Source organism: Streptomyces sp. NPDC006372 (assembly GCF_040612515.1).
Taxonomy (GTDB): Bacteria; Actinomycetota; Actinomycetes; order Streptomycetales; family Streptomycetaceae; genus Streptomyces.
In genome coordinates this window covers 94,651-118,377 of the sequence record NZ_JBEXQJ010000015.1, presented here as the reverse complement: position 1 = coordinate 118,377, position 23,727 = coordinate 94,651, and the positions used below count along the sequence as shown (strand labels likewise).

The 23,727-nt window shown below is 69.6% G+C and carries 32 protein-coding genes and 3 pseudogenes; 9 read left to right on the top strand and 26 right to left on the bottom strand.

The genetic code is table 11. The features are described 5' to 3' along the window. Positions 1–8: 8 nt before the first annotated feature. From ABZ016_RS22685 to ABZ016_RS22655, 7 genes and pseudogenes are all read right to left on the bottom strand, one after another. Entirely contained in the window at positions 9–983 is a 975-nt protein-coding gene (locus ABZ016_RS22685) for a YihY/virulence factor BrkB family protein (protein ID WP_356918459.1), read from the bottom strand. Positions 984–1,054: 71 nt separating this feature from the next. Continuing rightward, positions 1,055–1,735: a DUF3618 domain-containing protein gene (locus ABZ016_RS22680; RefSeq protein ID WP_356918458.1), complete on the bottom strand. Its 681-nt coding sequence runs from the start codon at positions 1,733–1,735 to the stop codon at positions 1,055–1,057. Further along, positions 1,711–2,055, bottom strand: a complete 345-nt coding sequence (locus ABZ016_RS22675) for a phage holin family protein (RefSeq protein WP_356918457.1) — start codon at positions 2,053–2,055, stop codon at positions 1,711–1,713. The genes ABZ016_RS22680 and ABZ016_RS22675 overlap by 25 nt, the downstream gene beginning before the upstream one ends. A 64-nt stretch (positions 2,056–2,119) precedes the next feature. Further along, positions 2,120–2,794, bottom strand: coding sequence for a hypothetical protein (locus ABZ016_RS22670; RefSeq protein WP_356918456.1), 675 nt, complete (start codon positions 2,792–2,794; stop codon positions 2,120–2,122). Between the two features lie 445 nt (positions 2,795–3,239). After that, entirely contained in the window at positions 3,240–3,380 is a 141-nt protein-coding gene (locus ABZ016_RS22665; RefSeq protein ID WP_356918455.1) for a hypothetical protein, read from the bottom strand. Positions 3,381–3,942: 562 nt separating this feature from the next. Then, positions 3,943–4,302, bottom strand: a complete 360-nt coding sequence (locus ABZ016_RS22660) for a CorA family divalent cation transporter (RefSeq protein WP_356918453.1) — start codon at positions 4,300–4,302, stop codon at positions 3,943–3,945. Between the two features lie 116 nt (positions 4,303–4,418). Continuing rightward, positions 4,419–4,799: pseudogene (locus ABZ016_RS22655) on the bottom strand (CorA family divalent cation transporter); the annotation flags it as partial. A gap of 301 nt (positions 4,800–5,100) precedes the next feature. On the opposite strand from ABZ016_RS22655, the gene ABZ016_RS22650 reads away from it, so the two are divergent. Beyond that, positions 5,101–5,292 carry a hypothetical protein gene (locus tag ABZ016_RS22650; RefSeq protein WP_356918452.1) on the top strand — a complete coding sequence of 64 codons (192 nt, stop codon included), beginning with the start codon at positions 5,101–5,103 and terminating at the stop codon, positions 5,290–5,292. A gap of 207 nt (positions 5,293–5,499) precedes the next feature. Further along, positions 5,500–5,850 carry an ANTAR domain-containing protein gene (locus ABZ016_RS22645; RefSeq protein ID WP_356918451.1) on the top strand — a complete coding sequence of 117 codons (351 nt, stop codon included), beginning with the start codon at positions 5,500–5,502 and terminating at the stop codon, positions 5,848–5,850. Between the two features lie 23 nt (positions 5,851–5,873). Here the strand turns inward: ABZ016_RS22645 and ABZ016_RS22640 are convergent, their stop codons facing one another. Beyond that, positions 5,874–6,353, bottom strand: coding sequence for an ATP-binding protein (locus tag ABZ016_RS22640; RefSeq protein ID WP_356918450.1), 480 nt, complete (start codon positions 6,351–6,353; stop codon positions 5,874–5,876). Between the two features lie 160 nt (positions 6,354–6,513). Here ABZ016_RS22640 and ABZ016_RS22635 point away from each other — a divergent pair, with 160 nt between their 5' ends. After that, on the top strand, positions 6,514–6,900 hold the full coding sequence (locus tag ABZ016_RS22635; RefSeq protein ID WP_356918449.1) for an STAS domain-containing protein: 387 nt from the start codon (positions 6,514–6,516) through the stop codon (positions 6,898–6,900). A gap of 171 nt (positions 6,901–7,071) precedes the next feature. Further along, on the top strand, positions 7,072–7,626 hold the full coding sequence (locus tag ABZ016_RS22630) for a phosphatase PAP2 family protein (protein WP_356918448.1): 555 nt from the start codon (positions 7,072–7,074) through the stop codon (positions 7,624–7,626). Here the strand turns inward: ABZ016_RS22630 and ABZ016_RS22625 are convergent. From ABZ016_RS22625 to ABZ016_RS22615, 3 genes are all read right to left on the bottom strand, one after another. After that, positions 7,618–7,839 carry a hypothetical protein gene (locus ABZ016_RS22625; protein ID WP_356918447.1) on the bottom strand — a complete coding sequence of 74 codons (222 nt, stop codon included), beginning with the start codon at positions 7,837–7,839 and terminating at the stop codon, positions 7,618–7,620. The two genes, ABZ016_RS22630 and ABZ016_RS22625, sit on opposite strands and share 9 nt — an antisense overlap. Before the next feature lie 83 nt (positions 7,840–7,922). After that, positions 7,923–8,711 carry a GvpL/GvpF family gas vesicle protein gene (locus tag ABZ016_RS22620; RefSeq protein WP_356918446.1) on the bottom strand — a complete coding sequence of 263 codons (789 nt, stop codon included), beginning with the start codon at positions 8,709–8,711 and terminating at the stop codon, positions 7,923–7,925. Further along, positions 8,708–9,115 (bottom strand): gas vesicle structural protein GvpA, encoded by a 408-nt coding sequence (locus ABZ016_RS22615; protein WP_356918445.1) that lies wholly within the window; start codon positions 9,113–9,115, stop codon positions 8,708–8,710. The genes ABZ016_RS22620 and ABZ016_RS22615 overlap by 4 nt, the downstream gene beginning before the upstream one ends. Positions 9,116–9,397: 282 nt before the next feature. Between ABZ016_RS22615 and ABZ016_RS22610 the strand changes: the two are divergent. The 5 genes and pseudogenes from ABZ016_RS22610 (at position 9,398) to ABZ016_RS22590 (ending at position 12,310) form a co-directional block, all read left to right on the top strand. Continuing rightward, a pseudogene (locus ABZ016_RS22610) lies at positions 9,398–10,203 on the top strand (PRC and DUF2382 domain-containing protein). 179 nt (positions 10,204–10,382) lie between these two features. After that, positions 10,383–10,652: a hypothetical protein gene (locus ABZ016_RS22605; protein ID WP_356918444.1), complete on the top strand. Its 270-nt coding sequence runs from the start codon at positions 10,383–10,385 to the stop codon at positions 10,650–10,652. 535 nt (positions 10,653–11,187) lie between these two features. Next, positions 11,188–11,559, top strand: a complete 372-nt coding sequence (locus ABZ016_RS22600; RefSeq protein WP_356918502.1) for a phage holin family protein — start codon at positions 11,188–11,190, stop codon at positions 11,557–11,559. Continuing rightward, positions 11,556–12,038: a DUF3618 domain-containing protein gene (locus ABZ016_RS22595; RefSeq protein ID WP_356918443.1), complete on the top strand. Its 483-nt coding sequence runs from the start codon at positions 11,556–11,558 to the stop codon at positions 12,036–12,038. Before ABZ016_RS22600 ends, ABZ016_RS22595 begins: the two co-directional genes overlap by 4 nt. 5 nt (positions 12,039–12,043) lie before the next feature. Further along, positions 12,044–12,310 carry a DUF4235 domain-containing protein gene (locus ABZ016_RS22590; RefSeq protein WP_356918442.1) on the top strand — a complete coding sequence of 89 codons (267 nt, stop codon included), beginning with the start codon at positions 12,044–12,046 and terminating at the stop codon, positions 12,308–12,310. A gap of 322 nt (positions 12,311–12,632) precedes the next feature. Here ABZ016_RS22590 and ABZ016_RS22585 read toward each other — a convergent pair whose 3' ends face one another. The 15 genes and pseudogenes from ABZ016_RS22585 to ABZ016_RS22515 all read right to left on the bottom strand — a co-directional run bounded on the left by ABZ016_RS22585 (position 12,633) and on the right by ABZ016_RS22515 (position 23,711). Continuing rightward, positions 12,633–13,310 carry an isochorismatase family cysteine hydrolase gene (locus tag ABZ016_RS22585; RefSeq protein ID WP_356918441.1) on the bottom strand — a complete coding sequence of 226 codons (678 nt, stop codon included), beginning with the start codon at positions 13,308–13,310 and terminating at the stop codon, positions 12,633–12,635. 223 nt (positions 13,311–13,533) lie between these two features. Beyond that, positions 13,534–14,553: a SpaA isopeptide-forming pilin-related protein gene (locus ABZ016_RS22580; RefSeq protein WP_356918440.1), complete on the bottom strand. Its 1,020-nt coding sequence runs from the start codon at positions 14,551–14,553 to the stop codon at positions 13,534–13,536. A gap of 37 nt (positions 14,554–14,590) precedes the next feature. Next, positions 14,591–15,379, bottom strand: coding sequence for a DUF317 domain-containing protein (locus ABZ016_RS22575; RefSeq protein ID WP_356918439.1), 789 nt, complete (start codon positions 15,377–15,379; stop codon positions 14,591–14,593). A 51-nt stretch (positions 15,380–15,430) separates the two neighbouring features. After that, entirely contained in the window at positions 15,431–15,919 is a 489-nt protein-coding gene (locus tag ABZ016_RS22570) for a hypothetical protein (RefSeq protein WP_356918437.1), read from the bottom strand. Positions 15,920–15,948: 29 nt separating this feature from the next. Beyond that, positions 15,949–16,818, bottom strand: a complete 870-nt coding sequence (locus ABZ016_RS22565) for a DUF317 domain-containing protein (RefSeq protein WP_356918436.1) — start codon at positions 16,816–16,818, stop codon at positions 15,949–15,951. Beyond that, positions 16,815–18,044: an ATP-grasp domain-containing protein gene (locus ABZ016_RS22560; protein ID WP_356918435.1), complete on the bottom strand. Its 1,230-nt coding sequence runs from the start codon at positions 18,042–18,044 to the stop codon at positions 16,815–16,817. Before ABZ016_RS22560 ends, ABZ016_RS22565 begins: the two co-directional genes overlap by 4 nt. A gap of 52 nt (positions 18,045–18,096) precedes the next feature. Further along, positions 18,097–18,399 carry a hypothetical protein gene (locus ABZ016_RS22555; RefSeq protein ID WP_356918434.1) on the bottom strand — a complete coding sequence of 101 codons (303 nt, stop codon included), beginning with the start codon at positions 18,397–18,399 and terminating at the stop codon, positions 18,097–18,099. Between the two features lie 32 nt (positions 18,400–18,431). Then, positions 18,432–19,666 (bottom strand): annotated as a pseudogene (locus ABZ016_RS22550) (MFS transporter). Further along, positions 19,663–20,142 carry a regulator gene (locus tag ABZ016_RS22545; protein WP_356918433.1) on the bottom strand — a complete coding sequence of 160 codons (480 nt, stop codon included), beginning with the start codon at positions 20,140–20,142 and terminating at the stop codon, positions 19,663–19,665. The pseudogene ABZ016_RS22550 and the gene ABZ016_RS22545 overlap by 4 nt, the downstream one beginning before the upstream one ends. Then, the gene (locus tag ABZ016_RS22540; RefSeq protein ID WP_356918432.1) at positions 20,139–20,981 is read right to left on the bottom strand and encodes a helix-turn-helix domain-containing protein; all 843 of its coding nucleotides are present in this window, start codon (positions 20,979–20,981) and stop codon (positions 20,139–20,141) included. The genes ABZ016_RS22545 and ABZ016_RS22540 overlap by 4 nt, the downstream gene beginning before the upstream one ends. Positions 20,982–21,023: 42 nt before the next feature. Next, positions 21,024–21,437, bottom strand: a complete 414-nt coding sequence (locus ABZ016_RS22535; protein WP_356918431.1) for a hypothetical protein — start codon at positions 21,435–21,437, stop codon at positions 21,024–21,026. A 10-nt stretch (positions 21,438–21,447) separates the two neighbouring features. Beyond that, entirely contained in the window at positions 21,448–21,891 is a 444-nt protein-coding gene (locus tag ABZ016_RS22530) for a hypothetical protein (RefSeq protein ID WP_356918430.1), read from the bottom strand. After that, a complete protein-coding gene (locus ABZ016_RS22525; protein ID WP_356918429.1) occupies positions 21,888–22,370 on the bottom strand; it encodes a hypothetical protein in 483 nt (160 codons plus the stop codon). The genes ABZ016_RS22530 and ABZ016_RS22525 overlap by 4 nt, the downstream gene beginning before the upstream one ends. 95 nt (positions 22,371–22,465) lie before the next feature. Next, positions 22,466–22,819: an SH3 domain-containing protein gene (locus tag ABZ016_RS22520; RefSeq protein WP_356918428.1), complete on the bottom strand. Its 354-nt coding sequence runs from the start codon at positions 22,817–22,819 to the stop codon at positions 22,466–22,468. A gap of 148 nt (positions 22,820–22,967) precedes the next feature. Continuing rightward, positions 22,968–23,711: a hypothetical protein gene (locus tag ABZ016_RS22515; RefSeq protein ID WP_356918427.1), complete on the bottom strand. Its 744-nt coding sequence runs from the start codon at positions 23,709–23,711 to the stop codon at positions 22,968–22,970. Between the last annotated feature and the right edge of the window lie 16 nt (positions 23,712–23,727).

Sequence of the window (23,727 nt, the reverse complement as noted above, 5' to 3'; positions counted from 1 at the left end):
GGTGATTGTCAGAGTTTGCGGGTGTCGCGGGGCTCGACGTACGGCTCTTCGCCGGGAGGGTGGCCGCTGTCGATGGCCCGGGCGCGTTCGAGTTCGGCGTTGAACTCCAGGCCGAGCAGGATGGCGATGTTGGAGATCCACATCCAGACCAGGAAGATGATCACTGCGGCCATGCTGCCGTAGGTCTTGTTGTAGCTGCCGAAGTTCGCCACGTAAAAGGCGAACGCGGCGGAGGCGATGAGCCAGATGACGATGGCGATGAGGCTGCCGGGGCTGACCCACCGAATTTTGCGTTTGACGTTGGGGGCAGCCCAGTACAGCAGGGCGACGATCGCGGCGAAGAGCAGGACCATCACGGGCCATTTCGCGATGTTCCACACTGTGATGAAGGTGTCGCCCAGGCCGAGGACCTGGCCGGTCTTCTTGGCCAGGGTGCCGGTGAAGACCACACCGATCGCCATCGCGGCGAGCAGAACCACGACGATGAGGGTGATGACCAGCCGGGTGGGAATGGTCTTCCAGACCGGCCGGCCTTCGCCGATGTCATAGACGGCGTTGGACGCGCGCATGAACGCGGCGATGTACCCGGAAGCCGACCACAAGGCCAGCGCGATTCCGATGATCAGCGCGATGCTTGCCCCGCCCTGGTTTCCCTCCAGCTGTGTAAGGACGTTGTTGAGAATGTCGCGGGCGGCGCCGGGGGCGAGACTGCCGAGGTTGTCGATCATCGGCTTGATCGTCGCGCTGCCCAGCAGCCCCAGGAGCGACACCAGCGCGAGCAGGGCGGGGAAGATCGCCAGGATGCCGTAGTAGGTCAGGGCGGCCGCCCAGTCGGTGAGGTTGTCCTCCTTGAATTCCTTCAGGGTCCGTTTGAATACACCTCCCCATGACCCTTTGGACAGGTCGGTCGGCTTCTTAGCCGGCTCAGTCGGGAGCCCGTCCGGGCGGGAGGTCTCGTCGCGATCGTTGCGGTGGCGGTCCATGACTCACCCCTTCTGATCGGTACCGCCGCAGCAGGAGCGAAATCCGGGGCGATGCGGCGGTCGCTGGTGGTTCACATGGCGCCGGGGGGCTGCTGCCGGGCCTCGTCGGCTACCTGCTGTCCGGATTGCCGGGCCTGCTCCGTGACCTGCCCGGCCTGGTCGCTTGCTTCTTCCTTGGTGGTGCGAGCGGCTTCCGCGGCGGTGTCCTTGACCTCCTGGGCGGCCTGCTTGGCCGTCTCGGTGGCGTCCTCCTTCAGCTGCTGCGCGGACTGAATCGCCGCCTGCTTGACGGGTTCGATCGCCTCACCGGCCTTCTCGGAGAGCTGGGAGGCTGCCTGCTCCTCGGCCTGCGAGGTGGGCAGGAGCGAGGCGGCCAGCAGCCCGGCGCCGAAGGGGATCAGCCCGGCCGCCAGCGGATTGCCCTGCGTCTGCCGGACCGCCTGCTCCGGCGCGCCGCTGACCGCTTCGCCGACCTGGCCCGCGGCCTGGCGCATCGTGTCCGCGGCCTGGCCGGCGCTGTCCTGGACGGAAGCTGCGGCCTGCTGAGTGCGGCCCTTGGCGCTGTCCGTGGTTGCGGAAGCAGTGCCCATGACGCGCTCGCGCGCCCCGGAGACCGCGCCGCGGACTCGATCGGTGCGGCGGCGCACGATCCGCCCCGGGCTGGTGCGGTCGGCCAGCCGGTCGGCCTTCTTCGACAGGCGCCCTCGGGTCGCCTCGATCTCGGCTCTCACTTGGTCGGGTGACGTGCCCATTGCGCGTCCTCCTTCAGCGTCTGCACGGTCTGCTCCGGCTTCGGGGACACCTCCCGCATCCGGGAACGGCCCATCACGAACAGCACTGCCGCAATCCCCGCCCACACCGCAGTGACGATCAGGGCCGCCCATCCGATGTCCATCACATTGGCCAGGCCGAACATCGCCGCGAGCGAGGCGAACAGCGCGACCATGTAGCCGCCGAACCCGGCTCCGCCATACATTCCGGCGGCCTTGCCCGCCTTGCCGGCCTCCTCACGGATCTCGGACTTGGCCAGCTCCACCTCCTGCCGGAAGAGCGTCTGGATGTCCGAGGTCATCTCCGACAACAGCTGTCCGAGCGAAGAGTCCTGACCGCGCGGCTCCGGTGTCATCGATGACATGTCACACCTCCGGGTAGGCCCGCGGTTCCGCCTGTAGGGCCCCTTGCGGGTAGGGAGGCGGCTCCGGCTCTACAGTCCTCTCGGGCACCTCCGAGTAACCGCGGAAGTCCGGCCCCACAGCCCCCTCCGGCGGCCCTGGCGACCCAACGCCCTGATCCTGCTGTGCCCCCTGTCCGGACTGCGCCTTGCTGCCGACCTTGGCCATCCTGCCGACCGCGAACCCTGCCAGCGCCGCCCCCGCCAGGAACGCCCCCGGCCGGCGCCGTGCGAATCCCTTCAGGTCCTCGGTCATGCCTTCCACACCGTGGTCGTCCAGGTAGTCCGCCGCCCGGTGGCCGCCATCCGCAGCCTTGGACACCAGGGTGCGGGTCGGGGAGTCGTCCGGGGCGTTGCGCGCCATCTCCGCCAGATCGTCCGCCCACTGGTGCACTGTCTCGGCCGCCCGCCGCGTCTGGCCCTCCACCTCTTCGGTGACACGGCCCCGGAGGTCTCCAACGGCGCTTCCGGCCTGGCGGCGCGCCTCCCCAGCTATCGTCTTGGCCTGATCCAGCGCGGTGCCCGCCACCTCACCGGCTGCTTCCCTGGCCTGGCCCGCTGTGGCCGATGCCTGCTCCTTCGCGGTCTGTCCGGCCGCCTGTACACGCCCGGCCCCGCCCACATCGGACTCCGTACTCATGGTCCTCACCCTCTTTCCGGGGCGCAGACGGCCTCCAGGCTTCGGTGAAGGACGTGCGGGAAAATCGCTGCACCCCCACGGTTGGCATCTCTCAGCTCGGTGAGGGCCTTACCACGCCCGTGTGCTTATGTACCGAATGGGCGTTTTTGCGAGTATCCGGGCCATGACATGCGAAACAACCACTGCATGTGGGCGGGGCTGGACGCGGGCGGCCTTCGGCGCTCGATAGCCGTCATGGCGTGGGCCGCGTTGCAAGGCATGGGGTGTTGAGATCGTGGCACCGCCTGAACGCCAGAAGGATGTCACTGGGGCAGAGCTTCGTCAGTGACCTTTTGATCGGCGGTGCGTTGTTGCTGTGACGCGTGCACTTCGCTCCGGTCGCCACATGACGGGACATCGTGTGCGCGCGGCCCCGGCCCCGCCCGGCGTCGGGGCCGCCCTCGACCTACTGATCGGCCAGGACCAGCAAGTCACCACCGTCCTCCGGTTCCGTGACGGTGTGCCCCAGCTGCAGCAGCAGGCCCGACACCGCAGCCCGCACTATCGCGTGCATGCTGTCGCCCGAGGCACCAGGCTGGTCGTTCACCAGCGAAGTGAACCCGTCCGAGGCCGTCCATCTCACCAGCACCCCAGCCGCCACCTCGTCACCGCTAGTCCCGGCTCGCTGTCTTGCGCGTCCTCGTGGACGAGGTGGAAGCCAGCCTGGATCAAGGCATGCCGCACCTGCCCAAGCAGTCGGACGACACGGATGACACCGAGCCCGCCTGCCCAGATCCCGCACGATCAAGCACCCAGATGCCACGCAGTCCGCGTAGCGCCAGGGAGACGTCTCGGGGACTGCCTGGGAGCCAGCGTTAAGAGGTCGCCGTACAGGGCGAGGTGCAGCGGCGGCGAGTTCACGTTAGAGCTGGGGCTCGCCAACGAACTGCAGCCGCACCGCAGCAGCCCGCTGCATCGCGCTCGAAGAGAGCCATCGTCCGGCCGGCCGCTACCGGGCAGCCCTCGCGGTAGCGGCCGGGAACCCTTCGGATCGAATCAAGCGGCTGTGGTTGTGGAGATGGAGGGCGTGGCAGTCTGGCGGAAGAACTCGGCGTAGCGGCTGGCGAGGGTGGGCTGTGGCAGGCAGTCGGCCTGCGGGACTGTGCGCTTCACAGCCAGCCGTTGCGGCGGAAGGCTCGGTACAGCAGTCCTGCCCCCAGCGCCATCACGGCGAGCGCGCATGGGTAGCCGTAGCGCCAGTCCAGTTCGGGCATGTGGGCGAAGTTCATGCCGTAGATCCCGGCGACCATGGTGGGGATGGCGAAGATGGCGGCCCAGGCGCTGATGCGGCGCATGTCGTCGTTCTGCCACGTTCCCACCTTCGCCAGATGGGCGTCGAGGACGGAGGCAAGCAGGTCGTCCAGGGCGCGGACTTCGGTGTCGGTACGGGTGAGGTGGTCGGTGACGTCGCGGAAGTAGGGCAGGACCTGCCGTGGCCAATCGTCGCGCGCCGTGGTGAAGGGCTGCATGACAGGGACGAGTGGCTGGATGGCGTCGCGGAACTCCACGACCTCGCGTTTGACGAGTAGATCTGTTCGGTGAGGTCATCGCGTGCGGGCGAGAAGACGCACCCCTCCAGCTCCGTCAGGTCCGTGCGGACTTGGGCGGCGGCCTCGGTGTAGGCGTCGACGATCACATCGGTGACCGCGTGCAGGACGGCGACGGGCCCGAGCCGTGCCATGTCCGGCTGCTCCGCGAGGCGGCGCGCGGCCTCCACTGTGGGGTCGTTCGCACCGTGCCGTACGGTCAGTGCGAACGACGGGCCGAGGAAGATCATCACTTCTCCGGTCTCCACGTCCGCGGTCTTTTCGACGAACCAGAGCGTCTTCACCGCGACCGCCAGCACGTCGCCGTAGCGTTCCTGCTTCGGCCGCTGGTGCGCCTGGACCGCGTCCTCAATGGCCAGAGGATGCAGCTTGAGGTACTCGCCGAGCTGCTGCAGCTCTTCCTGGCGGGGCTCGTCCATGCGGATCCAGGCAAACTCATCCGGTTTCAAGGCCGCCAGGCGGTCCAGGGTGACCTGGCATCCGGCGTCCGCCTGCCGGCAGTCGATCTGCTCGTACTCACCCGTCCGCTCCTGATAGATCACGCACTCCATGCCCTTTCGGATGCTTCCGCCGCCGCATTCCATGCCTGGCAGCGCAAAAGGCCCGTCGTCGTGCGCCATCCCCACTCCAGTGGTCACCAGACCTTCACACAGGTCGGCTGCTGGCCGGGGAGCTGGTGGAAACCCGGTGAGGTGTTGTCGGCCGGAGGGATCTTTCACCGTGATCGCCGTCGCTGTGTTGCTGCTGCCTGCGCTGGGCCTGCTGCTGTATGGGATGGATCGCATTGAGGACTGGCTGCCGGGCCGGCCGAGGGCGGCCCGGCACGCCCGGGGGCGTCATCTGCGTCTGGTCCACAGCACAAGCCGGCGGCAGGGCGCTGATCGGTCACCGCGCTACCGCGATGTGGCCTGATCATTCCGGTATGGCAGCTGACCATGCGGCTACCCGCCGTGAGCGGGGTTCGGAAGCAAGCCTTGCCGAGCACTCCGAGTCCAGGCTCGGGGAGCTCGCCTCTTTCCGGCCATAGTGCTGTGGCTTTCTCCCGCCGCGGGGATGTCAGGGATTGAAGGGGGCAGGCGAACATGCGTACCCGCTCCGCCGACACCCACGGTGATACGCATGGCCTCGCCCGCGCTCCCTGGCCGAGAACCCGGCGCTGGTCCTCGCGTCGAAGACCTCGTGCAGGAGGTCAAGCGGTTGCGGGCGGAGGTCGAGCAGTTGCGGGTGGAGAGTGCGCAGCTGCAGCGTGCGGTGGCCTCTCATGCGGTCGTGGATCAGGCCATCGGGGTGCTGGTGATGACGGCGAAGATCAACCCGGAGGACGGGTTCATGGTGCTGCGTGAGATCTCGCAGCACACCAACACCAAGCTCTCCTTGATCGCCGAGCAGATCATCAAGCATGCGCAGGACGCCGCTCTGCCTGAGACGATCCTGGCCGAACTGCACGCTGCCCTCGCCCGCAGGAGGTGATCGAAGCGGCTGGGCTGGGTGGGTCAGGGCCCGTGGCGACCGGCCATGCCGGCGACCGGATCGTCGAGGAGCGCGATGCGGGCCGTGATGCGTTTTCCGACCGGCTGCCGCTGCGCCTCGAAGCCCTGAGCGACCGCCATCACGATCTCCAAGCCGTGCTGGCCCACCCGGCCGGGGTCAGCGGCCCGGGCCACCGGAAGCACCGGGTCGCTGTCCCAGACCACCACCTCGATCACCGCGCCGGTGACGCGCAGATCGAGCAGCACCGGCCCGGGTGCGTACTTGCGGGCGTTGGTGACCAGCTCACTGACCACCAGCTGCGTGAGGTCCATCGCCCGCGAGGGGACGGGGATGCCGTGGTCGGCCTGGAGCCGTGTGAGGAAATTGGCCGCGAGATGGCGGGCCTCGGCGATGCAGGCACCGTCCCCGTCCAGGGCCACGGTGGTCCGTATGGCCCACCCGTCCGGCGCCGTGCCGTCCTCGCCCACCGGCACTGATTCCACGCCGACGCCTCCACTCCCCCGCTGACACCCCCCGCGCATACCCACGTGTGCCCAGTACAGGCCCCGCGTCCCTCGGCCGGCTCCCCGGCACAAGGGCATGACCAGTAGCGTGCAGGGGCAGCACTTCGGCCGAGCGTCTTGATGTGCCAGTATCACCGACATGGCAGAGGGACACATGGCGGATACCGAACGAGCCGATCAGACACCGCGGCCGGCCGGGCTGTCGGTCGTGTCCACCGTCACCGACGGCATCCGCGTGCTGACCCTGGCCGGGGAGATCGACCACCACACCGGAGACCAGCTCAGCAAGGCGCTGGACGTCTCCGACACCGCCCAGCCTCGCATCGTGGTCGACATGCGGCAGGTCACCTTCATGGACTCCAGCGGCATCAACATCCTCATCGCCGCCTACCAGGCCGTCACCGCGGCAGGCGGCTGGCTGCGCCTGGCCGGCGCCGCCAGCTCCGTGCTGCGCACCCTGCAGCTCGTAGGTGTCGATGCCCTCATCGACTGCCGCCCCACCTTGCGTGAGGCGCTCAGCCCCTGACCGCGCGGGAACCCTGCTCCTGTCGGTGATGCTGCTTATGCCGTTCGGGCTGGAGACCCTCGCTGCCGTAAGCCGCCCGTCTTGAGGAAACACCTGACCGCGCCGCAGCGCCGCATCGGCGTCGGCGTTGGGACCAGGCATGGCCGGTGCTCTGCGGGATACCCGCAGGCTATGAGCTTGCTGACAGGGATCCGTGAGGCAGACCGGAGTCTGACCAAGCGGCTCGCTGCCAGTGCCCCACCCGGCCTTCACCGTGCGCTGTCGGCGGTGGAAGAGACCGCGGAGGGAACCAAGCTGTGGTGCGGTGCGGCCGCGGTGATGGCCTGGCTGGGCGGCTGGCGCGGCCGCAAGGCCGCCGCTGCGGGCCTAGCCGCTGTGGCCCTGGCGCAGCTGGTAGCCAACGGCGTGTGCAAGCAGCTGGCCGACCGTCCCCGGCCCCCCAGGGAGTGGTTTCCGCACGACGAGGCCGAGGACCGTCCCGATTCCTCCTCCTTTCCCTCCGGGCACACCGCCGCTGCGGTGGCATTCACCGCCGCCATCGCACCCGCCTGGCCGGCCGTCGGCGCAGCGTGCGCAGTGCCCGCCGCCATGGTCGCGGTCGAGCGGGTGCAAAGCGGAGCCCACTACCCCAGCGACGTCGCCGTCGGCGCCGCCATCGGCCTGGCCAGCGCCTGGCTCACGCGCCACGCCCCACGCCTGATCCGGGTTACTGGCTCCTTAAGCTGAGGGGGACGGCCGCATCTCCACGATCAGCAGGCCGTGCATCCGAAAGCGTGCCAGCAAGCCGAACAGATGCGCCTCGTCGATGACGTCGCCGTAGAACACCGTCTGTTTGCCGATGATCACAGCCTCCAGCTCGGTGAACGCTTCTGCGACGGCCTCCGGGACGCAGCTGTCGACGCGGAACTCGTATCCGCGTGCCGCACTTGAACCGTTCATAGCCTCAGGCTGAGCCGGGCCGGGCCCGACAGGCATCACCCGCAACGGATGAGCCCGCCCTTCCTGTGAGGCTCCGCGACTCCTTACCCGTCCGGCTGGGCTGCCGCGGCTCCGAACGCTTCCGCCGTACCGCCTTCGGCCTGCTGGGAGGAGGGGGTGTCGACGAAGCTATAGGGCGGCAGCGGGCCGTTGACACGCAGCTCGAGATGCGGGTGCTCCCGGCGGAATTCGTCGACCGCGGCCAGGAATCGCTCCGCTGAACCGCGCTCCACCAGGAAGGAGAGGTTGGCCAGCCAGCCACTGCTCTGCGGACCGGCGCTGACCGCCTTGGCCATCGGCGAAAGCGCCTGCTCAAGCAGCTCCGCGTCCCTCGGCTCGCGTGCCTGGACAGCGGCAGCGATCATCTCCCCGAGCCGGACCTTCTCTTCCTGCGTGGCGCCACCGGCCTCGCGGTTCGCTTCCGCCAGGGACCGGATGTCGTCATGGTCGGCCATGATCAGGCGGAGTACGGCCTCTTCGTCGTGGTTGGCCTTGATGTTGTACTCCGCTGTGCCGTCCAGGGCCCGTAGTCGCTCGAGGAAGTGCTCCGCGCGCTCGGCGAGCACCTCGGTCACCGTGTCGTCGTCCCCGGAGGCGCTGCCGAACCGCATCGGCAGGACCACGCCGCCCGCTCCGGCTTCGTCCAGTACCCGCTGGTGGGCCACCAGATCGCGGCGCTTGGGCCGCAGCTGATCGGGGGCGTCACTGACGATCGCGGCCAGCTCGCCCTGGCGCAGCACGCGTACCGGCTGCGGAGGGTCGCCGATGCCATCCAGGTCCTCGCGGAGGGAGGGGTGTGGGGCGCGGATGATCCCGTAGACGTAGGTGCTCATCTCTCATTCCCCTCTCCGCGCGCGGGAGACCGCTCGGCCTGACGTTCCCGGCCGTCATCGCGTGCCTGCTGGAAGGCATCCGAGATCATCTCGGCGGCGCCGGACAGGGCTCCCTTGGTCATGCCGCGGGCGCCGGACTGCGTGAGCTGTCCCGTGAGCTCGGTAAGCCCGGCCGGCTTGCGCGGCCCCGCTTCCAGGTCGAGGCGGTTGCACGCCTCGGCGAAGCGAAGGTAGGTGTCGACGCTGGCCACCACGATCCGTATGTCGATCGTGAGTAGCTCGATACCGATAAGGGAGACCCGCACGTAGGCGTCGATCACCAGCCCGCGGTCGAGAATGAGTTCCAGTACGTCGTAGAGGCCGCTGGAACCGCCCCCGCCGCCCTGCTGTGTCGCGATGGTCATCGCGACCAACCCCTTGCCGTCTGTCTCTGCGCGGTCCCGTCGGCGCTGTCCCTCGCTGCGACGCAGGCTTGCAGGTGCGAGTAGCCCCCACCATCTGAGATCAAACGCGTGTACGAGCTTGGCGATGGACGCCGTCTGATCCGGCCTGGGGAGGTAAGAGCAGCCTCCGGGACGCGTTTGTCGCTTCGCGATTCAACATGCTTGTTCCTGTTTCACACCCTTTGGGTTGGCGAGCCGGGCAGGGAGCGAGGCGCACACGAGAAGAGAGAGGGTGAGCAGACTGTGATCACCCACGAGCAGATCCCGACTGTTCTCGGCCACCCGGTCTACGACACGGACGGCAACAAGATCGGCGATGCCAGGCACGTCTTCCTCGACGACGCCACCGGCCAGCCCGAGTGGGTCAGCGTCAAGACCGGCCTGTTCGGCACCAGCGAGTCGTTCGTACCGATCCACGACGCCTCCATCGTGGAGGACCATCTGGAGGTTCCCTACCCCAAGGACACGGTCAAGGACGCCCCCAACGTCTACGTCGACGCCGGCGGCCACCTCTCCGAAGAGGAGGAGCACCGCCTGTACGAGCACTACGGCATCGACTGGGACGCGGCCTGGCAGCAGGCCAACCAGCCCGGCGCGGGCGGCTGGGCCCACACCGACACCAGCGAGACAACCGACGTGCCCCGCTCCGCGGACACCGGCGTGCGCGGCGATGACGCCATGACGCGCTCGGAGGAACGCATGCACGTCGGCACCGAGCGCCGCGAGGTGGGCCGGGCGCGGCTGCGCAAGTACGTCGTCACCGAGGAAGTGCAGCAGACCGTGCCGGTACGCCGGGAGGAGGTCCGCGTCGAACGCGAGCCGATCACGGACGAAAGCCGCGATGCCGCCCTGTCCGGGCCCGACATCAGCGAGGCCGGCACGAGGTCACCCTGCACGAGGAACGCCCCGTGACGGAGACCGAGACGGTGCCGGTGGAGCGGGTGCGCATGACGACGGAGGAGCACACGGACGAGGAGACGGTGCGCGGTCAGGTCCGCAAGGAACAGATCGACACAGAAGGCGTCGACGAAGACCGGCGCGACAGGTAACCGAGCCCGCGTCGCCTGCCCGCTGCCGCTCGGCGGACTTGAAAAGGAAGCTCCGGCAGGTCAACAGCTGCCGGACACCCAGCCCTGGGACTTCGAGACGCTACCCTCAGACAGCGGACTTCAGGCGGCCGGGAAAGGCGCGGGCGATCAACACCGGAACAGAAAGGGAGTCGGCTGTCATGACCCAGGTCGAGCAGCCCCTGACAGAAGCCGCCATCAAAGTGCGCCAAGTCAACCACTACCAGTTCAGCTGGGTGGCCGGAGAACCCGGCCAGCGCGGCACCTTCACCCTGCAGCTGGTCCTGGACGAAGGCGCCGGGGAAGAAGTCCTCACGGTCGACGCCGACGACGCCGACGTGCTGAAGGATCTGCTGGAGCACACTCAGACGGTCCAGTACGACGTCCCACGCCACACCCTGATGTTCGGCGTGACGCCCGCAGGCAGCTGACACCCAGCAACCCACTGTCCAGACCCCGCCGACAGATCGGCGCGGCTGGGCCTGGTGCGCGGAAAGGGACTGGCCCCGGGGCAGACCGTGGGCAGCTCCGCCACACCCGTGTGGTCCAGACGGTGCGGCCAGCTCCGCGAAGAACAGAGCGACACCGAAGGCATCGACGACTGAGGAACAGTAGCCGAGCCTGCGTCGCCTACACGCGCCGGCCCGCTCGGAACCTGCACGAGCGGGTCGGCGCTGCATACCCGGCAGCCCCACTACCAGGCACACGCCCACAAGCCGGCCAGGTCGCCGCCGCGACGCACCAAGACCGCACCGTGCGGGTAACCCGCGAGCCTCGGCTCAACCACCGCACCGAGCCTGTCCTGATCTTGTCCGTTCGGGGTACTCGCGCCCTCACCAAGGAGACGGGCTGCAACGCGGCCCGTCGTAGTGGACCGAAGACGGACGGGAGGTGATCGTCGTGTCGACCATGCAGCCACCTCCTGCCGGCGCCGACCTCAGGAGTACTCACAGCACCGACGAGCCGATGAGCGAACTGGTGCAGCGGGCGTCGCAGCAGCTGACGGAGCTGGTGCGCGGCGAGCTGAGGCTGGCGCAGGCGGAGATGAAGGAGAAGGGCAAGCGCTACGGCAAAGGCGGCGGACTGTTCGGCGGAGCCGGGGTAGTTGGCTTCCTGATGCTGCAGGCGCTGGTCGCCACCGCGATTGCCGCGCTGGCGGTGCCGCTGCCGGTGTGGGCCGCCGCCTTGATAGTCACAGCGGTGCTGGGTGTGATCGCCGCAGTGATGGCCATGAGTGGAAAGAAGCAGGTCGACCAGGCCGCGCCGCCCACGCCCGAGCAGACGGTCGAGAGCGTGAAGGCCGACGTGGCCGAGATCAAGGAGAGTGCAAAGCGATGACCCAGCCGCCTCACGACGAGCCCACCGCATCCAGCCCCGAGGAACTGCGCGAGCAGGTTGAGCAGACCCGCGAAGAGCTCGGGGAGACGGTCGAGGCGCTGGCGGCCAAGACAGATGTCAAGGCGCGCGCCCGGGAGAAGGCCGCCGAGGTCAAGGAACAGGCCGCCGCGAGGGCCGGCGAGTTGAAGGGACAAGCCGCCCTGAAGGCCGGGGAGGTGAAGGGGAAGGCCGCCGACCTGGCCCACCAGGCGCAGGACAGGCTGCCCGACCCAGTCAAGGACAAAGCCGCCCAAGCCGCTGGGCAGGCCAAGGCGAAGGCGGCCCAGGCCGGTCAGCTGTGGCAGGAGAAGGCGCCCGAGCCGGTGCGGCAGAAGACCGCCCAGGGGGCGCAGTTGGCGCGGGACAACCGCAACCTGCTGCTGGCGGCAGCCGGTGCGGCCGCCGTGGTGTGGCTGGTCTGCCGCCGCCGGGAGGGGTGAGTCGCGTGAAGGCATCGAAGATCGCCTACAAGCCGGTCGGTCTGGCCATGGGCGCCGTCAGCGGCATGGCCGCGGGAGCGGTGTTCAAGCAGACGTGGAAGATGCTCGGCCACGACGAGGACGCCCCGGACGCCACCGACGAAGAGCGCACCTGGCGCGAGGTGCTGCTCGCCGCCACACTGCAAGGCGCGATCTTCGCTGCGGTCAAGGCGGCCGTCGACCGTGCCGGCGCTACGGCCACCCGCCGGCTGACCGGAACCTGGCCCGGCTGACGCGCATAAAGAGACGGGAGGGCCGGTACGACACGGATACCGGCCCTCCCGCATCCGGACCAGTACCCGTACGAAGGACGCTCACAGCCATGTCCGATCAGCACGCGGCTGCCACGCTGACAGCCGCAGCAGTCATCGCCACGATCCTGGTCGCCCGGGCAGCGGTCCTCCACCAGGGCGGCCGAACACAACGTGCCCGCGCTGCTCACCCGCCGCGTCGCCGCAGCACACCCCACGCCGACAAGTACAAGGCCCCATCATCTCCAGCCGCGCTTTCCGACGACGCCTCCTCTGCCGTACGAGAGGCTGAACAGCACGTCCGCTACTGCTGGCAGCAGCTCCAATCACGGGTCGACCCGCCCGAGTGACCTGAGCGAGACAAGGAAGCCAGCATGGCGAGCGCAGCGTTGTGGTCCTGGTCGCGCCGGGCCGCATTGGCGTCGGCGACCATCAGCACGCGCAGGCCCGTGGTGGCCGCGTCCCGGGCCGAGGATTCGCAGCAGACGTTCGTGAGTGTGCCCGTGATGAGGACGGTGTTGATACCGCGCTCCGCCAGCAGTCCTGGTAGCGGCGAGCGTCCGGGGAAGAAGGCGCTGTAGGCGGTCTTCTCCACCACGAGGTCGCCTTGCCGGGCGTCGAGGGCGTGCCACAGACGCGAGCGCAGTGAGCCTTCGCCTCCTGTCGCCGCGAACGTCTGGCTGACTGTCGGTCCGTAGAACTCGCTGCTAACGCTCCCGAGTGGTGCCTCGTTCGCTGGCAGCACCCAGGCGACCGGGCCGCCAGCTGTGCGCAGTGCATCAGCTATGCGTTTGATGTTGGGCACGACGCCGCGGGCGTACGGATTCGCCTCGACGAAGAAGGACACCATGTCGATCACGATCAGCGCAGTGCGCACCGGGTCGAGGCTCTCGTACGCGTGCCGCCTGCCGCGCCTCTCCTCCTGCCGCGCGTACTCCCGGGGTTCGATCCGCCAGGCGTGGATCTTGGAGTCGGTCTGCATACATCCCTCGGTCGGCTGGCCCGTGACTGGGACGAGCATGCCCTCCGTGACCGATCAGCACGCCGACTCCGCCTCTCGGCTACGTGTCAAGCCGGGGAGCGAAGAGGGGTCGATCACTGCGGCAGCGTGACGAGGCCCGCGCGCGCTCGTGGACGACAGAGCCCCCGGATTCCAGGCTGTGGAATCCGGGGGCTCTGAGTCGTGGAGAGGTGTGGAGCGCGGGTCAGCTCTCGGTGGAGTCGTCGGTGGGACTGTCCGTGCGGCTGCGGCGTGCCAGGAGAACGCCTCCGCCCGCTGCGATGAGCACGGCCGCGCCGCCGATCAGCCACGGTGTGGCGTCGGCTCCGGTGTGGGCGAGGGAGCCCGTCGGCGCCTTCGGCGTGGAGTCCCCGACCGGGGTCGCGGCCACGGGCGAGGAGTCGGCATCCGGTGTGTCGCTGCCCGAGGCGGAGGGCGTGGCCCCTCCGGTACCGCTGCTCGGCTTGCCCGGACTGGACGGGGAGTCGGTGGGCTTGTGCGTCGGCTTGTCTGAGGGGTCGGGCTTCGGGTCGGTGGCTGTCTTGGCGTTGGTGACGGTCACGGTCACCGGGGCGCCGGGGCCCGCAGTGAACGTCTTCGTCGTCTTGTAGAGGTCGTAGCCGGCGGGGGCCTTGATTTCCTTTGCCCAGAACTGAGTCCTGCGGCTCGACACGGGCAGTTCTCCGGAGGTCGTGCCCTTGGCGCCCGTGGTCAGGGTGAGCAGCGTCGAGGTGCCGGTGCCGATGTTCACGGTCGCGCCGGGCAGGAGCTTGCCGGTCTTGTCGTCTTTGGCCTGCAGGAGGACCTTGGCGGCCTTGAACGGGTCGTTGATCGTCAGCCGGGTGGCGGTGCCGGGAGTGACGATGACGTCCTGGTCGGCGACGACCTCGTGTAGCGGGCTGCCGGAGGCCGTCTGCTTGAGCCTGTAGACGCCCGGCGCGAGGTCGGGGAAGGTCAGCTTTCCTTGGGCATCGGTCTTCCCGCGTCCGTTTTCCTGGCCGGTGGAGTCGAGCAGTAGGAACACGGCGCCGGGCAGGGGATCTCCGGCCGCATCCTTCGCAGTCATCTCGACGCTGCCCGCGTCCGGGGCCGGTGTCTCGGCAGAGGCGGCCGAGGCCGAGGGGGTCGGTTCGGAGGGCTCGGCGCTCGCGGCCGGCGCCCAGGTCAGGGTGCCGGCCGCCATGACGGCGACAGCAGCAGCGGATGGGACCAAACGTGCATGCACGAGGAAGAGGACTCCTTGGGACAGGGGACGGGGAAGGTCATCGGCTGCGGCCAGAGACCGGGGCGGGAGGTGTCGGAGGGACGGGTGTGCTGCCGTGCTGTTGCTTGCCTGTCGGGGTGGCGACGTAGAGGGCGCGGCGGGTCTGGACGGGGACGTCTTGGACGGTGCGCTGCAGCGGTTCGGTGGAGATGAGCGAGGCGGTGAAGGCCGCGACGAGCGTGGTGGGCGTACCGAACGAGAAGCGCGCCGTCCAGTGCGGCTCGCTGGGGTACCCACCCCAAGCCCGCCAGGCCAGCTCGCTGGAACCGCCGTTGGCGTAGTGGTGGCGTACACCGCCGAGTCCCTCCGGGGTGAGGAAGGTCTGGGTGCCGTCGGTCTTGACGGCGTGGTTCCAGCCGCGGGTGAGTAGCGGCGCGTACGCCTCGTACGGTGCCGTCTCGTCCTGGAACAGCCGGTCCTGGTCGCTGTACCTGTCTTCGAGATAGAGGTCGAGCAGCTCGCTGTGGACGTCGTGCAGCATTTCGGCGAGGGTGGTGGCGTCGAAGGTGATCCGCCAGGCCGGCGAGGTGAACGGGGCCTGGTGTGCGTTGATGGTCCACGTGCCCTTGCCGGGCTTGTCGGGCTGGGGGTCGAAGGTGGTCTGCAGGCGTAGGCACGGGCTGAACGCGGCGGCCGTGCCTGCTTCGGTCTGGGCGAAAGGCCAGCCCTCCTCGAAGGGGAAGGCCCACGCGGCGCGAGGGTCAACGGCGCCGGGGCCAGCGAGGTGACGAGGCAGGACCTGCACGCTCTGGGCCGGGTCGAGGTTCTCAAGGGGGTGGGTGAGCACGGGCAGGGCTCCTGCGGAGAAAGTACGGACTGCCGTATTGGAAGGCGCGGCTCAGCGAGTGCGAGCGCCGCCGCGCGCGGTCGGCGGGGCGGGAGCCGTGTGCGTGCTCCTGCTGGCGGCGCTGTTCGGCGCGGTCGCCGCCCATGCCCCCGGGAACCAGACAGCGGTGTATTGCTCGATGGCGTCGCGAAGCCCGGTGAACTCAGCTCCCTCCCACGGTGGTTGACCGGCACGGTGGTACTTGTTGAAGGTGCCGTGAGTGGAATTGTTCAGGGGCCTGTTGCTTGCCACGTCGCGGCGGTGAAAGGTGCCGTGGTCCAGGAAGCTGAGGCTGACCGCATCGATCTCGCCGCGGTCCGGGTGGACGACCGCAAGGCGTAGACCGCCGTAAGTGTCCGCGTGGATGGTGCGGGTGAAGTCGATTCGGAACCGAAGGTGCGTGCCTGGAGTCGGCACGGCGAGGTAGGTGTTGCCCACGACGGTGCTGTCGTGAAAGGGGAGGCGGAGTTCGGCGAAGAACTCAGGGGCTTGCAGGGACAAGGAGGATCTCCGGTCGGGTTAGGAGCGTGCTACCGGCGGCCGGGCAGGGCCGGGCGGCTGGTGGTGCTCCAGCGCGGGACGCTGGCCACGGGCAGCGCAGCCGGACGGCGGGAGGAGTTGGCCCGCTGCACGTCGAGTGGAGTAGGAGCCGGCGGGTCCGGCGGGAGAATCGGGGTGAGCTGGGCCATCCCCTTGATGTAGCTGGAGGTCACCTCGCGCCACCGGGGCAGGGGAGCCGGATCGGCGAGGCACTCGGTGACGGCGGTGAGCAGGGCGACCGGGGTGTCGGTGCTGGCCGTGGCGTACCAGACGGGCCGGTCGATGGACTTGCCCGCCCACAGCTGCCAGCGCGCGGCGCGCGTGGTCAGTTCGGTTTCCGGATCGAGGTCGCCGGTGGTGAACTCCATGCCAGCGAGCCCGTCCGGGGCCTGGACCGCGAAGACGCCCCAGCGCGGACGGTCGATCTCCCAGCCCTGCTTCAGAAGCGGCACGACCGCGAGGGAGGGATCGTGCTCGTCGATGCCGGAGACCGGCCGGGCAAGGTATGCATCCGGCCCCTGCTCGTACGCCGTGGCCAGGATGGTGGTGAACGCCTGGACAAACTCGGTGGGGACGCGGTCGTTGAAGCAGACGCCCCACGCCGGCGGTCCGAAGGAGTCCTTGTAGGCGTTGATGCGCCAGAGCCCGTCGTCCTCGCCTTCGGGCAGGTAGCCCAGGCGCACGCGCCGGTCGGGAGCGCTCACGTACACGTTGGAGTCCTCGTCGTACCGCAGGTCCCAGCCGAGGTCGAGCAACGGGGCGAGGGCGGGGTCGCCGGTTCCGGTGGTGGAGGCGAGGTGGCGCGGGGAGACGTAGACGTCGCCGTCGATCTCGTGGTGCGAATCGGGCTGTGGGTTCATCGGTCTGCCCTCGTGGTAACGGTGATCTCGTCGGCGGCGGTGTCGAGGCGTTCGGTGACCTCGGCGGTGGTGCGGCCGGTGACGATGTAGAACCCGGCCCGAGCGGTGAACAGGTCGCCGTCGGGCGACAGGACAAGCTCGTCGCCGATCTCGCGGATCCACTGCACTTGGCGCAGCCAGGGGGTGTGGGCGGCGAAGGGCTGGTTGATGTGCCGGGCGGTCAGGGTGCCGGAGGTATCCGGGTAGAGCATGCGGATGCCCGCGGCCCCGCTGCGGGTCGGGGTGAGGTCCGGCGCTCGGCCGCAGGCGAGGTCGGCGGTGGCCCGGGGCAGGTCGATGCCGGTGGCCAGACGGACAAGGTGGCCGATCATGTCGCCGCCGATCCTGGCATTGACCTCGATCAACCGCGGCCGACCGTCCACCAGGCGCAGCTCGACGTGCTGCACACCGTCGGTGATCCCCAGGGCCTTGACCGCAGCAGCGGCGGCCGGGGCGACCCGGGCCAGAAGCGGGTCGGCGGCATCGACGGTGTGCCCGGCCTCGTCGAAGTACGGCGCGGGGCCCAGGTGCTTGCGGGTCACGGCGACCGCCGTGGTCGCTCCGCGGTGGGTGACGCATTCGACCGAGAATTCCGGCCCGTCGAGGTACTCCTCGACCAGGACGCCGGTGTCCTCGTGACTGCGGCTCGCACCGGCCGAGGCGAACGCGAACGCGGCGGGCAGTTCTTCGGGCCGATCGACGCGGATCACGCCGATGCTGCCCGCGAAGGCTGCGGGCTTGATGACCGCCGGCAGGCCGAGGGTCATCGTTGCCAGGCTGGCCTCCAGTAGAGTCCGCGCCCTTATCGAGGCGGCCGAGGGCACGCCATGGCGGGCGAACAGAGCCCGGGCGGTGGCCTTGTTGCGACAGGCCCGCATCACCTCGACGGACGTCGAGGACAGACCGAGCGCACGGGCGAGACGGGCGGTGGGGACGAGGTGCCACTCGTCCCAGGTGACCACGCCGACAAGGTCATGCTGCTCGGCCAGCGCGCGGCCGCCGGCGAGCAGCGCTGCGGGGTCGCTCAGATCGACCACGGTGTGGTCGACGATGAACGGCTTCTCCCACGACGGCTCGGTGCCGGTGAGCAGGACGACGTCGTACGCGGCGGCCACCTGCTCCAGGCAGTAGCCGCGGTAGGTCTCGTCGCCGGGAGAAACGACGAGCACGAGAGGACGAGCGGACAAGAAGGGGTTCTCCGTATCGGTGGGCGGCGGGACGTGGGAAGAGAGGGGTGTCTCAGGCGGGACGGCGGCGGCGCAGCTCGAACGCCGCAGCCCAGTGAGGGTGTTCGCTGATCAGGCGGCGGGCGTAGAGGGCGGTGTAGTTGTTGTTCAGCCCGGCGACCCCATGAGGGAGCTGGCGGCGCAGGTCTTCGAACAGGTCCTTCAAGCTGACCCGGGTTGCGCCGGCGGCCAGGCGGCGAGCGGCCATGCGTTCCAGGGCCCGGTAGACGTGCGGGTTGTGGGCGTCGAAGGCGTGGAACTGCTCGGTGATGGTGCGACCAGTCGCGCGGTGCGATCCAAGGGCGGCAATGGACATGGAGTTCTCCACAGGCTGGGGGCGCAGCAGGGTCAGGTGCGCAGGGCGGGATCGGTTCGCAGGCGGGCGAAGGTGCAGAACAGACCGAGGGCCTGCAGCGCGGCACAGACGGTGATGACGTGGCCCAGCGCGTCGGGCGGAGTGAGCGCGGTGAGCACGCCGGCGAGGGGGAAGGGCAGCAGGAGGATGAGGATGGTCGCCGACAGGGTGCTGCCGAACTTCTCCGGAGGGATCAGGCGGGAGCGCAGGGTGCGCAGGACGACCGTCATGCCGCCTTCGCCCGCCATGAGGACCGCGACCAGGACCAGGTAGGACCGGTAGTCGGGAGCTGGGCAGCGGCGAGACAGCCGAGCGAGGCGAGGGCGGCGCAGGCGGCGCCGACCGGCCACAGGCCAAGGCGGTCGAGCGCGAACCGGCAGAGCGTGACGCTGAGGAGCGTCGCTGCGGCAGCGGCGGACCAGACGAGGCCGACTGCAGTGGTGGACTGCCCGAAGTGCTTGACGACGATCACGGGACCGGCCGCTTGAAGAAGGCCGGTGGCCAGGTTGGACAGGGTCAGCCCGGTCACGAGCCAGCCGAGCGCGGGAAGCGAGCGGATGGTGCGCCACCCGGTGAGCAGTCCGGCCCCGGACCTCCCCTTCGGCGCACGGGCCGGTGCTACGGGCGAGTGCGGAGTGCGCAGGGCAAGCAGCGCGGCAAACAACGAGAGCACGGTGATCACCGCGAGCATCAACGGCGGACCGGCAAGCAGGAGCACCCCGGCGAGCGCCGGACCGGCCAGGGTCGCCGTCTGGTCGATGCCGAGCAGGACGGCCTGGACACGGTGGGCCCGCCGTCCTGCTCGGCGGCCGGCGGCAGCGCCTGCGGTCTCGGCCGCGATATAGCTGAACTCGGTGAGCACGCCGGTCGTCGCCGCCAGCACCATCACGGTCGCGCTCGCCACGGTGCCGGATGGGTGGAGGTGGAGCAGGACCGCGCCGGCGGCGAGGGCCAGCGCCCGGCCCAGGGAGGCCAGGTGGAAGACCACCGCAGCACCGCGCCGGTCGACGACCGATCCGGCCCACCCGAACGCAGCCAGCCTCGGGATCCACTCCAGGGCGAAGGCTGCGCCCGTCAGCGCGGCGGAGCGCGTCGTGGCCAGGACGAGCAGTGGGATGCCGTAGGTGGACATCGCGAACGCCAACGCGTCCGTCGTGCGCGGCAGGTAGATGCTGCGCATCAGCCCGCCGGTGGGGCGTGCGTGCCGGGGTGTGACCGCTTCGCTCACGCGACCGGCTCAGGTTCGGACACCCTGGCCATCTGAAGGTTGTCGGCCAGCCACTGGATCAGGAGCGTGCGGAGGCAGGCCAGGCCCGCCTCCGCTCCGTCGGCGTGCTCGGTGATGAGCGATGGTGCCAACAGGGCAAGGACGTGCCGAATGCGGCTGCTGAACTCGCAGAGGGGGGCCGGGACGGCGTGACGCCGGGACCAGCGGGCCATCGCGTCGTACAGGCCGGCCAACTCCATCCCAGCCTCGGTCAGTTCCAGACCGGTGCCGGGCGCGATCCGGATGAGACCGTGGGCGCGGGCCGTGTCGGATGCGGTGCGCAGTTGGTGCGTGGAGAGGTCGGGCAGGGTGCCGGCCAGCCGTCGCGGCGGTATGGCGCCGTTGTCGTCGATCTCGGTGACCAGGCGGACCAAGGGCCGCGAGGCGAGCAGTTCGACAGCGCGCTGCGCTTCGGCAGAGGTAAAGGGGGTGCTCATCGGCGCGGGCCTCCCGCCGGGAGGGCTGCCTTCGGGCGGGCGGTCGCAGCGTGCGAGAAGAGATCCCCGTTGTGCCAGGCCGGAGGGAACTGGGGTGTCCGAGCGGGTGGGAGCGCCGTGGGGGCCGGCCGGGACGGGCTGCTGATCCACGGCCTCGGCGCGGGCTTCGCCTGCGGGTGCCCCCAGACCGGGTGGTGGGCCGCCTGGTCGAGGGGCTGCCCGGCGGCCCACGCGGACAGGGTGCTGAGCACGGGGCCCAGGCCATCGCCGGCCGCGGACAGCCGGTAGGGCCGGCCCATGCCGTCGGTGTCAACCAGGCCGTCGAAGACGAGCTGCCGCAGAGGCGGATAGATATTGGTCCAGTCGCTGCTGGGCATCACGATTCGGGCCAGAGCCCGGCCGCTGACTTCCTCACGGGACTTCAGCGCCCACAGGATGGCGGCGGCATGGCGCCGGGTGAGCAGGGTGAGGCTGTCCTCGATCTGCTCGATCGCGGCCAGCGGGCGGTCCGCCTTCTCCAGGTGTTCCTCGGCCCAGGTAACAATCATCGGCAGGACCGGCAGCAGGGCAACGCCACGTTCGGTGTGGCCGTAGGTCACGTGCCGTGCGGTGTGTTCGGTGCGTTCGACGAGTCCGGCGTCGCACAGCGCCTTGAGTTTGGGGTGGAGCTGGCCGTTCTGCAGCCAGGACACCTTGGCCGCCAGCTCTCTGTAGCGCAGCGGCGGGCCGGAGAGGGCCAAGAGGATCCTCACGCTCCAGCGCGGGGTGATCATGGCGAGGGCTTCGGTGACCCGGGCGATGTCGGCGTCGGTGTCAGGGGGCAGAGCGGTGACGGCCAAGGGAGGAACTCCTGGTGAATGAAAGGGGGGATCGCCTGCGGGTCAGCGGCCGTGCGCCGGACTTGGCGCCGCAAGAGGCGGAACCGGAGCAGGCTGCGAGGGAGCTGGCGGGACAGGCGTCGGAGCCGGGACGCGGGCCAGGCTCTGCAGGACGGCGGCGACCGATTTGGCCTGGACCTCGCGGACGGCGACGGCTTCGACGAGCCGGCGGGTCCCGTCGAGGAGGTGGGAGACCTCGTGCGGGCCGATCTGCCGTTCGGGGTGGATGAGCCGGGCGAGGTGGTCGCGGTGGAAGTCGATGCTGCGCTCGGCGAGGGCAAGGTCGTCGTGCATGCCGAGCAGGGCGCAGAGCATGCCGCGCGGCTGGTCCTGGGCGTGGGCTTCGAGGTCGGCGAGCGGTGCGCCGTACAGGTCCTCGATCCGTCCAGCTATGTCGGTGGACGTGGGGTGGGGCAATCGGGGGCTTTCACGGTCGGCGGGCCCGGGCCGCCCCGGCACGCTGGGGTGCCGGGGTGGCAGACGGGGGCAGGGTTGCGGTGGCCCTGAGCTGAGCCGTTCGTACGGGCCGGGCCTGCTGTGCGGGCGGGGGCATGGTGCGCAGCAGCTCGCCGAGGGCGGCGCGGTAGGCGTCGCGGGCCTCCAGTGCCGCGTCCAGCCACTGCGCGTCGAAGCGGAGCTTGTCCGCCGACAGTTCGCCCAGGTTGCGGTCCGGATCCATGTCGGCGTGGACGCGGTCGCGGACGCGGGCGACCTGCTCCTCGGTGAGCGCCAGGAAGGACCGCAGTCCCAGGGCCCGGGCGAGCGCGGGCGAGGCATCGTGGTCGGCAGCCGCCTCGTACAGCTCGAGGACCGGCTTACCGAAGACCTTCTGCAGGTCGGCGTCCATGGTGGTGGCCTTGTCCCGGCTCATCGGGCGGCCCTTGCCGACCGCCACGCCGTCGCCGGTGCGGTTGAACCCGCGGGCCGGTTGGGGGCGCTGGTCTGCACCGCAGGCCCGGTGCGGGGCCGAAGGCGGGCGAGGCGCTCTGCGGCGAGGTCCTTCTTCCCCGGGGCGTTCGGGTCGAGGAGCCATCGCACCACCATGGCCCGGCCGTCGCGGGCAGTGACGGCCGCGTTCACCCTGTGGGCGAGACCCATCGTCGGGTCGTCGACCTCGCTGGGCTGGGTTTGCAGCGCGGCGAGGAGGTCGTTCTCCGCGCGCTCCAGCACCGACTGAGCCTCGACGAGAAGGTTGTGCCACTTGACGACGTCGGTGGCGTCGGGATTCGCGGTCGGCGCGGCGGCGACCGCGGCCTTCAACTGGTCCATGCCCATGCCGAAGCGCGCTTCGATCCGTTCGGTGAGCACGCTCACGGCATCCGCAGAATCCTCGGACATGCCGTCGGACAATGGTGACCTCCTGTTCTGGATAGGCCGATGCGTGGGGAATATGAGGGGTCCCGTGCTCGGCGATGAGCCGCTTGCCGGGACGTGCTGAAGTGCGTTTAGTCCAGGCACAAGCGGACGTCGCGGTAGACGTACGTACCAGGGACCCAGCCCTTGACGCCGGTCGTCTTGTCCGTGATGTAGACCCAGTTGCCGCTCTTCTTGTGAACGGTGAACTTGTGGCTCTTGTAGAGCACGCCGAGCGCCGTGGACTTCGAGCTGGCCTTGGACCGGATGGTCACGGCCTTGGCGTGCACCGTGTACGGGAGCGGCGGCAGGTTGTGGCAGCTGACGGCGGGGGCGGCGGTTGCTGCGGTGGGTACGGTCGCGGCGCTGGCGGTGGTGGCGGACAGCACCGGCAGCGCGAGTGCGCCGAGCATCGCCGCGGATATGGCAATTCGGGTGGAGCGCATGCGGAAGAAGCCTCCGTGAAGGCGTGGGGAATGTGTGGAAGGGCGCCGCGGGGATTGTCCCGGCGGCTGTATAAGAGTCCGGAGAATCGCCGGTTTGGCTAACCGGCGATCGTCGACTATGTTGCGCCGCCCGCGTCGGGCTGAGCGCTCAGCGCGAACGGCCTGGCGGGCGCGGGGCAGGGGCCTTCGCCACACCGGCCGGGCGGCTGGCAGCGGCTGCAGGGCGGACCGGCGGGAGAGGGCCGGCCTCTCCGGTGAAGCGGTCGTCGCACCAATGCAGGGCCTCGTCGACCGTATCGAAGCCGCCCTCGCGCAGGGTGTGCGTCCAGGTGTCGGTGTCGACCTCTTCGACCACAACGCGGAACGGCGACGGGGCGCGTTCGTCCAGGACGCGCAGGGCCACGACGACGACCATGTCGTCCGGGTCGTCGCTGGTGTAGGAGTAGCCCATGGCGTAGTGGTCGCCGTCGCCGGCGAGGCGTCGCTCCAGTGCTCGCGTGGCCTCGTCAGCCGGCGGCGGGCCCAGCTCGGGGTCGAGGCCGATGGCATCGTGCGGGCAGCCGCGGTGGATGAGCCAGGACTGCGCCATCGCGGGCAGCGGCAGCGGGGCCTTCTCGAAGCTGAACGTTCGCTTCTCGTGGTCCCGTTGCAGATGCACGGCGAGCACCTGGGGCATGCCGGGGTGTTCCCAGGTCGCGGTGCGGTCGAACAGGACGTAGTAGCTGTGCGGACCGTCGTGATGTTCGGCGAGGGGGACGAGCATGTCCTCGTGGACGCCGACCTTGCGGTAGAAGTCGAGGTACCTCTCCTCGTCGGCGTCGAGGTCGTCCAGATCGAAGTCGACTTGGGGGATGGACTTCCGGACCGGCGCCGGTTCGGTGGGAGACAACAAGGGGCCTTTCGGTGGA

Bases quoted from the DNA above. Each gene is read 5' to 3' on its own strand.
- ABZ016_RS22685 (WP_356918459.1), bottom strand. From the start codon at position 983: ATGGACCGCCACCGCAACGATCGCGACGAGACCTCCCGCCCGGACGGG.
- ABZ016_RS22680 (WP_356918458.1), bottom strand. From the start codon at position 1,735: ATGGGCACGTCACCCGACCAAGTGAGAGCCGAGATCGAGGCGACCCGA.
- ABZ016_RS22675 (WP_356918457.1), bottom strand. From the start codon at position 2,055: ATGACCTCGGACATCCAGACGCTCTTCCGGCAGGAGGTGGAGCTGGCC.
- ABZ016_RS22670 (WP_356918456.1), bottom strand. From the start codon at position 2,794: ATGAGTACGGAGTCCGATGTGGGCGGGGCCGGGCGTGTACAGGCGGCC.
- ABZ016_RS22660 (WP_356918453.1), bottom strand. From the start codon at position 4,302: ATGCAGCCCTTCACCACGGCGCGCGACGATTGGCCACGGCAGGTCCTG.
- ABZ016_RS22645 (WP_356918451.1), top strand. From the start codon at position 5,500: ATGGCCTCGCCCGCGCTCCCTGGCCGAGAACCCGGCGCTGGTCCTCGC.
- ABZ016_RS22635 (WP_356918449.1), top strand. From the start codon at position 6,514: ATGGCAGAGGGACACATGGCGGATACCGAACGAGCCGATCAGACACCG.
- ABZ016_RS22630 (WP_356918448.1), top strand. From the start codon at position 7,072: ATGAGCTTGCTGACAGGGATCCGTGAGGCAGACCGGAGTCTGACCAAG.
- ABZ016_RS22625 (WP_356918447.1), bottom strand. From the start codon at position 7,839: ATGAACGGTTCAAGTGCGGCACGCGGATACGAGTTCCGCGTCGACAGC.
- ABZ016_RS22620 (WP_356918446.1), bottom strand. From the start codon at position 8,711: ATGAGCACCTACGTCTACGGGATCATCCGCGCCCCACACCCCTCCCTC.
- ABZ016_RS22615 (WP_356918445.1), bottom strand. From the start codon at position 9,115: ATGACCATCGCGACACAGCAGGGCGGCGGGGGCGGTTCCAGCGGCCTC.
- ABZ016_RS22605 (WP_356918444.1), top strand. From the start codon at position 10,383: ATGACCCAGGTCGAGCAGCCCCTGACAGAAGCCGCCATCAAAGTGCGC.
- ABZ016_RS22600 (WP_356918502.1), top strand. From the start codon at position 11,188: ATGAGCGAACTGGTGCAGCGGGCGTCGCAGCAGCTGACGGAGCTGGTG.
- ABZ016_RS22595 (WP_356918443.1), top strand. From the start codon at position 11,556: ATGACCCAGCCGCCTCACGACGAGCCCACCGCATCCAGCCCCGAGGAA.
- ABZ016_RS22585 (WP_356918441.1), bottom strand. From the start codon at position 13,310: ATGCAGACCGACTCCAAGATCCACGCCTGGCGGATCGAACCCCGGGAG.
- ABZ016_RS22565 (WP_356918436.1), bottom strand. From the start codon at position 16,818: ATGAACCCACAGCCCGATTCGCACCACGAGATCGACGGCGACGTCTAC.
- ABZ016_RS22555 (WP_356918434.1), bottom strand. From the start codon at position 18,399: ATGTCCATTGCCGCCCTTGGATCGCACCGCGCGACTGGTCGCACCATC.
- ABZ016_RS22545 (WP_356918433.1), bottom strand. From the start codon at position 20,142: ATGAGCACCCCCTTTACCTCTGCCGAAGCGCAGCGCGCTGTCGAACTG.
- ABZ016_RS22530 (WP_356918430.1), bottom strand. From the start codon at position 21,891: ATGAGCCGGGACAAGGCCACCACCATGGACGCCGACCTGCAGAAGGTC.
- ABZ016_RS22520 (WP_356918428.1), bottom strand. From the start codon at position 22,819: ATGCGCTCCACCCGAATTGCCATATCCGCGGCGATGCTCGGCGCACTC.